The organism is Drouetiella sp. (assembly GCF_059504425.1).
The window spans coordinates 1-5,310 of sequence record NZ_JCACIN010000033.1 but is presented as its reverse complement, the minus strand read 5'-3'; the positions used below and the strand labels follow the sequence as shown (position 1 = coordinate 5,310).

The following is a 5,310-nucleotide window of genomic DNA, read 5'->3' as shown; positions in this document are numbered from 1 at the left end:
ACTAGATAGTTGTCGTCTGCCTTCTATTTACGCCTATCTAATTGTCGCGTCATACGGATGTGAGATTTGGTATCTGCCGCCTTATTCTCCAGATTTGAACAAGATTGAACACTGGTGGAGCGTGCTAAAGAATTGGATGCGACAGCGATGGGATGAGTTTGATACCTTTCGAGATTGCGTTGATGCTGCCTTTAAAGAGTGTCCTAACGTATGTGCGTAGCGCTATAAGAGCGGGCAGCTTGCCCGCATTTCATTATTGCATCCTCAAAAAGACGATCGCCACAACAGACTCACGGCTCAGATGCAGCCAGCATCTTTTCCTGATCAGGCTTGGCTTTGAGGCGGCTATTGGCGCTGCGGCGGATGCGATCGCTTTTGCGCACGCCACCCGCCATTTCGTATTCAAGGCTATCTTTGCCGTACTTAAAGGCAACACCCAGCAGCATTTTCTCGACCAGATCGCCCAAGGTCTTTTCTAGCTCGCCAATCTCGGTCTTAGAGAAATCAACCACGGTCAGAGCCGTATTGTAGGCTTCGATTTTGGTGCGCAATTGCTCAATGGTGTCATTCAAATCGCTCAAGGTGCAGGGTTTGCCAAAGTCAAGCTGTGGATCGATCGCTTTTAAGCCAGAGGATCGCATCTCGGCTTTTTCTAAGATACGAGAGGTGCGTTTTTTGCGAGACATAGATTCTACTCCTTTGATGCAGGTCTGTGATTAGATTCAGACTACCCAGACTGCCTCTGCGGAGATCTAGGTAAACCCACGACAAAGGTAGAGTTGTGACCTGGCAACTCTGAAAAGATAGGGTGAATCCTCTGAAGGCACTTGATATGAAGAGTCTGATCCTGAGAGTAGACCATTCGTAAGTGACGTGGGCAATGCCCACGCGACTTGAAAGCATTTTTACTGAGTTGTGACGATCGCCTCTCTCGACACCCTGATTACAACTCCCGTGGTCACGATTGCCTTTCTGATCGTGACGATCGCAATTCTCATGATGATTACTGCAAATTTTAAAGTGGCGATCGCGCGTATCGTCATCACAAATGGATCAGCAGTGAGGGCGATCGGGCTGATTTTCACTCAGAACTGGACAATGGCAATGTCCACCCCTTTGAAGCTCTGCAAGCTAGGGAGGGTCAAAGCAAACGACTACATCTTGGGGTGAGCCGATGAGTCGTCCTAGTCTCTGCCGATAGTGTTCTGCTTCATTGCGGGTATTGAAGCGATCGATAAATTTGCGCCCCCCGCTGGGCGTGTAGAACCAAACTGACCACATGGGTAATGCTCCTTGTAAAAATTCTGAAGGGTTTATCTCTTTAGTCAAGCACTATAGCGTATAGTCAGTCATAGTGCATTACTTTATTAGGAGATGCAGTGAAACAATTTATCAAGGAGTAGGATTTGGATGATGATCATGAATGAATGGATGGCAACCAAGAAGCCCCAAGTCACAATGTATGTACGCGACGAAGTGAACGTTGCGCTTGATGCTGCTGCTTTAAGTGAACAGCGATCGCGGTCACAGATGGCTGCCGTTCTGGTTGAAGAAGCATTAAAAGCAAGAGGTTATTTAAAGGCAGAGCCTCAGAATGCGATACAGCAGAGGACAAATGAGGATAAAGATTAAGGAAGTTGCACAACTCTTATCAACCAATCCAAATGGGGGCTAAAACTTAAGTTGTGTTTTCACCCCTGTAAGTTCAGCAGTAACGACCGTTGATCTGTTTGTTGTGGTCACTTCTCTCGCAGTATCGATCGCAGTTCTCGTAGTCATCACTACAACTCCTGTGAGGGCGATCGCGCCTATGTTTGCCACAAATTCACTTGCAGTGAGGGCGATCGCGCTTGTTCCCATCACAAATTTATAAAGGGTGGTGAAAACAAGCGTTGCAGATGTTGTTTTCCTAAAGTTTTTCCTGGGAAATCGGGCGATCGTAGAAAAGTCAGATATCTTACTCACAGAAGTTGAGGCTTGACGGCAATAAATAAACTGCATTACAGCAGGAATTTGGCATCCGCTGGCGATCGCTATTTATACGAATATTTCAACCAGCTCAACTGCATAACAGATAGCTGTATAAAAGACATACGAAGGACGCTCAATGGCAATATTCAACGTCACCAATACTAGCGATAGCGGCGCGGGGTCTTTGCGCGACGCAATTAGCCAAGCGAACGCTGCGGCGGGGGCAGACACCATCCTCTTTAGCGGCGGCGTTTTCACCGATGGTACTGCCGACACCATTCGTCTGACTAGCACTCTGCCGACCATTACCAGTGACATCGCCATTACGGGTACCGGGGCAAACCTACTGACTCTTAGCGGCGATGCCAATAACAACAGCCTCAATGATGCAGGTGATGTCCGGCTTTTTACGGTGAATCAGGGAGCCGTCACCCTAACCAACTTGACGCTAAGCGGCGGTCGCAGTCAGGGAAGCAACGGCAGTGCTGGCTTCGGCGGCAATGGCGGCTTTGGCGGCGCTTTGTATGTTGACAACGGCAATGTGACCGTTAGCAGCGTCATTTTTAACAACAACCAGGCGATCGGCGGGAGTGGCGGCAGCGGTGGCATTGTGGGCACAGGGGGCAACGGCGGTCGGGGCGGCAGTCTCACGGGTACTGCTCCAACCAATGGTACTAATGGTCAACCGGGCAGCGGCAGAGGCGGTAGCGGCGGCAGAGGCGGAAATTTCCTGAATGGCAACGGTTCTAGCAGCGGCGGCAGAGGCAGCAGCGGCGACAGCGGCAGCAGCGGCGGCTTCGGTAGCGGCGGCGGCGGCGGTAGCGGCGGCGGCGGCGGCGGCGGCGGCAGCGGCATCAGTCAAAATCCTAATGGAACGACTACAGGTGCCGCCGGCGGCAGCGGCGGCAACGGCGGCTTCGGCGGCAACGGCGGCTTTGGGGGTGGCGGGGGTGGCGGGGGTGGCGGGGGTGGCGGGGGTGGCGGCAGTAGTGATGGCGGCGGCGGCAGCGGCGGCGGCAGCGGCGGCAGCGGCAGAGGCGGCGGCGGCGGTGCTGGTTTAGGCGGCGCAATTTTTATTCGATCGGGTGCACTCACCCTAGGAAACACTACTTTTACCAACAATACTGCTGTGGGCGGCAGCGCCACGGGTGGGGGAGCCGCAGGACAGGGCTTAGGTGGCGCTATCTTTGCCGTGACCCCAGCTTTAGCGAGTCAGGCAGGTGTATCAACCGCACCCACCGTTACCGGAGCCAACCTCATTTTCAGCGGCAATGCTGCTGCCAACGATGCAGGAGTCGCCGGAAACAATGACGATGTCTACGGCACTATTGGCTTGCCCCCTTCCCCCAGCGTCAATCTCTCCGTTAGCAGCACTGCAGGTAGCGAAGCAGCGACAACAGTGATTACGGTGACGGCAACGGCATCTAGCACCGTCACCAGCAACCAAACGGTGAATCTAGCGGTCACAGGAACGGGCATCACGACGAGCGATTACAGTTTGAGCAATACCGTGATCACAATCGCTAGTGGAGCGACCAGTGGTTCTGTGACCTTTACCGTCGTAAACGATGCCCTGGTGGAAGGGACGGAAACGGCAACTTTGACCCTCAACAATCCTTCGTCTGGCATTGTGTTGGGAAGCACGGTTTCTCAAAATATTGTCATTACAGACAATGACACGTTACCGATCGTCTCGATCGCGGCCACAGACGCAGATGCAGCCGAGTCAAGCGGTGTAGCTAACCCCGGTACCTTCCGCTTCTCGCGCACCGGGTCTACAGCGAGTGCCCTGACGGTGAACTATGCGATCGCCACAGGAGTCGGTCAAGCCATCAACGGCAGTGACTATACGCCGACGTTGAGTGGGTCTGCCGTGATTGCCGCAGGTGCAGCGTTTGCCGATATCACGATTACCCCAACTGACGATGCCCTGATTGAAGGCAATGAAACCGTCACGCTTAATCTGACAGATACTGCCAGCTATGACCTAGGTGCTGCTCAGTCTAGCGCCACTGTGATCATTGCAGACAACGACAGTGCTGGAGTAACCGTCACCCAATCAAACGGCAGCACGGCTGTGGTTGAAGGAGGCGCAACCGATAGTTACACGATTGCTCTCAACAGCCAGCCTACTTCTAATGTGACGATCGCCCTCAATGGTGGCACCCAACTCACCGTGACCAACGCCCTCACCTTCACAACCGCTAATTGGAACGTGGCGCAAACGGTCACGGTTGCCGCAGTGGATGATACCGTGATCGAGGGTAATCATACTGGGACGATCACCCATATCGTTAGCAGTAACGACGCCAATTACAACAATCTCAGCGTCGCCCCTGTTTCAGTGGCTATTACCGACAACGATCTGCCTAGCTTGAGCATCAGCGATATCAGCCTGAGTGAAGGCAATAGTGGCACTACAGCAGCAAGCTTCACCATAACGCTCTCTCAGGCAGTTAACCAATCCGTCAGCGTCAAATATGCCACTGCCGATGGTACTGCTACCGCAGGCAGCGACTACGCCGCTATCAGTCTGACTGACTTGACCTTTACGGCTGGAGAAACCTCAAAGACAATTAGCGTTAATATCACGGGCGATACCGATTTTGAACCCAATGAGACCTTTACCGTAAATCTCTCTGCGGCTAGTAGTGCAAGTCTCTCTAAAGCAACGGGTACAGGCACGATCCTCAATGATGATGCCGTGCCGATTAATGTCATCGACGGTACGGCAGGACGAGATACGTTAGTCGGAGGTACGGGCAGCGATCGCATCACCGGATTTGCTGGAGCAGATACCCTCACCGGAGGAACGGGAGCCGATCAGTTTGTTTACACCAACATCCGCGATGCAGGCGACACCATTACTGACTTTACGGTGGGTCAAGACCAAATTGTTTTGACGGCGCTGCTGCAAAGCCTGAGCCTGAATACCTTCAGCTATGCTAGCGCCGTCAGCGGCGGCTATCTGGGGTTTGCCGCGCAAGGCAGCAACACAATTGTACAAATTGATGCCGATGGCACCGGGGCAGGACGGGCGACGGCTTTGGCGATCGTCCAGAACATCACCCCAGCTAGCCTTAACAACAGCAGCAACTTTATTCTCTGATCCACGGATGAAGCCATGCCAGAATCTTTACACTTGTGTTTAGCCACGCCATATCTGTAAGGTTTGCGTGAAATTACAGGGCTACATCTTGCTAACCAAGTGACTTCTGTAGTGAGATAGGCATAATACTTCCTACAGCAAAAGCTGAGATAGCGTGGGACGCATCTGCCATGAGTCTATAGAACCCATTTGACATCTTCCGGCTTCTGCTTTAAGGTGCTTGAAGCCGT

At 52.7% G+C, this 5,310-nt stretch carries 7 protein-coding genes; 4 read left to right on the top strand and 3 right to left on the bottom strand.

Annotated features, from left to right (window positions below):
* Positions 1-220, top strand: a 220-nt coding sequence (locus AC5JMP_RS08195; RefSeq protein WP_495850961.1) for a transposase, incomplete at its 5' end; no start/stop codon positions are given.
* Positions 221-290: 70 nt separating this feature from the next.
* Here AC5JMP_RS08195 and AC5JMP_RS08190 read toward each other — a convergent pair.
* Positions 291-686 (bottom strand): hypothetical protein, encoded by a 396-nt coding sequence (locus AC5JMP_RS08190; protein ID WP_495850960.1) that lies wholly within the window; start codon positions 684-686, stop codon positions 291-293.
* Positions 687-915: 229 nt separating this feature from the next.
* Between AC5JMP_RS08190 and AC5JMP_RS08185 the strand changes: the two genes are divergently transcribed.
* Positions 916-1,170: a hypothetical protein gene (locus AC5JMP_RS08185; protein ID WP_495850959.1), complete on the top strand. Its 255-nt coding sequence runs from the start codon at positions 916-918 to the stop codon at positions 1,168-1,170.
* Here AC5JMP_RS08185 and AC5JMP_RS08180 read toward each other — a convergent pair.
* Positions 1,132-1,281, bottom strand: coding sequence for a hypothetical protein (locus tag AC5JMP_RS08180; RefSeq protein WP_495850958.1), 150 nt, complete (start codon positions 1,279-1,281; stop codon positions 1,132-1,134). The genes AC5JMP_RS08185 and AC5JMP_RS08180 overlap by 39 nt on opposite strands.
* Before the next feature lie 129 nt (positions 1,282-1,410).
* Between AC5JMP_RS08180 and AC5JMP_RS08175 the strand changes: the two genes are divergently transcribed.
* On the top strand, positions 1,411-1,632 hold the full coding sequence (locus tag AC5JMP_RS08175; protein ID WP_495850957.1) for a ribbon-helix-helix domain-containing protein: 222 nt from the start codon (positions 1,411-1,413) through the stop codon (positions 1,630-1,632).
* A 39-nt stretch (positions 1,633-1,671) separates the two neighbouring features.
* Here AC5JMP_RS08175 and AC5JMP_RS08170 read toward each other — a convergent pair whose 3' ends face one another.
* Positions 1,672-1,965, bottom strand: coding sequence for a hypothetical protein (locus AC5JMP_RS08170; RefSeq protein ID WP_495850956.1), 294 nt, complete (start codon positions 1,963-1,965; stop codon positions 1,672-1,674).
* A gap of 142 nt (positions 1,966-2,107) precedes the next feature.
* On the opposite strand from AC5JMP_RS08170, the gene AC5JMP_RS08165 reads away from it, so the two are divergent.
* Positions 2,108-5,080: a beta strand repeat-containing protein gene (locus tag AC5JMP_RS08165; protein ID WP_495850955.1), complete on the top strand. Its 2,973-nt coding sequence runs from the start codon at positions 2,108-2,110 to the stop codon at positions 5,078-5,080.
* Positions 5,081-5,310: the final 230 nt, after the last annotated feature.